The sequence below is a fragment of the Streptomyces solincola genome, from assembly GCF_002982015.1.
Taxonomy (GTDB): Bacteria; Actinomycetota; Actinomycetes; order Streptomycetales; family Streptomycetaceae; genus Streptomyces; species Streptomyces solincola.
In genome coordinates this window covers 1-1,422 of record NZ_PVLV01000705.1, presented here as the reverse complement: position 1 = coordinate 1,422, position 1,422 = coordinate 1, and the positions used below count along the sequence as shown (strand labels likewise).

General features: G+C 73.3%; 1 protein-coding gene. It reads left to right on the top strand.

From position 1 onward, the window contains the following. Positions 1–79: 79 nt before the first annotated feature. On the top strand, positions 80–1,422 hold a 1,343-nt coding region (locus C6N75_RS29535), incomplete at its 3' end, for an alpha/beta fold hydrolase (protein WP_105871901.1).

Sequence of the window (1,422 nt, the reverse complement as noted above, 5' to 3'; positions counted from 1 at the left end):
GCCCCCTCCCTCTCCCCCCCCAGTCACCCATACGAGTACGAAGAGGAACAATCCGACAGGACGCGGTTACGCTCCGGGGATGGACCCCAGGCGTCGTCTTCTCCAGTTGTCCGCCGTCGCGTGCGCGACCCTCGGACTCCTCGTCTCCGGCTGCACCGACGTAGGCACCGCGTCCGCCGCCTCCTCCTCGCCCTCGGCCGAGGAACTGGAGCCGTACTACGGTCAGCGACTCTCCTGGCGGGCGTGCGGCGCGCCCGGCTTCGAGTGCACCACCATGCGCGCGCCGCTGGACTACGCGGACCCCGACGGGGAGCAGATCAAGCTGGCGGTCTCCCGGGTCAAGGCCACCGGCCCCGGCAAGCGCATCGGATCGCTGCTGGTCAACCCCGGCGGGCCGGGCGGATCGGCGGTCGGCTACCTCCAGCAGTACGCCGGCCTCGGCTACCCCGCGCCGGTGCGCGCCCGCTACGACATGGTGGCCGTCGACCCGCGCGGCGTGGCCCGGAGCGAGCCGGTCGAGTGCCTCAGCGGTCCGCAGATGGACGCCTACACCCAGACCGACCAGACCCCCGACGACGCCCGTGAGGCGGACCGCCTCACCGCCGCCTTCAAGGACTTCGCCGCCGGCTGCGAGACCCGCTCCTCCCGTGTCCTCCCGCACGTCTCCACCGTCGAGGCCGCCCGGGACATGGACATCCTGCGCGCGGTCCTCGGCGACCGGAGGCTGAGCTACGTCGGCGCCTCGTACGGCACCTTCCTCGGCGCCACCTACGCCGAGCTCTTCCCCGACCGGTCCGGCCGGCTGGTCCTGGACGGGGCCATGGACCCCTCCCTGCCCGCCGACGAGCTGAACCGCGACCAGACCGCGGGCTTCGAGACCGCCTTCCGGGCCTTCGCGAAGGACTGTGCCACCCAGTCGGACTGCCCCCTCGGCAACGGCACCCCCGCCGAAGCCTCCACCCGCCTGAGGACCTTCTTCGCCGAGCTGGACCACCACCCCGTCCCCACCGGCGAGGCCCGCCCCCTGGGCGAGTCCCTCGCCACCACCGGCGTGCTGGCCGCCATGTACGACGAGGCCGCCTGGCCCCAGCTCCGCGAAGCCCTCACCCAGGCCATGCGCGGCGAGGGCGCGGCCCTCCTCGCCCTCGCCGACAGCTACTACGAGCGCGACCCGGACGGCTCCTACTCCAACCTGATGTACGCCAACGCCGCCGTGAACTGCCTCGACCAGCCCCCGGCCTACCGCACCCCCGAGGCCGTCACCAAGGCCGCCCCCTCCTTCGAGAAGGCCTCCCCGGTCTTCGGCAAGGGCCTGGCCTGGGCCTCCCTGAGCTGCGCCTACTGGCCGGTCAAGGCCACCGGCTCGGCCCACCGCATCACCGCCGAAGGCGCGCCCCCCATCGTCGTGGTCGGCACCACCCG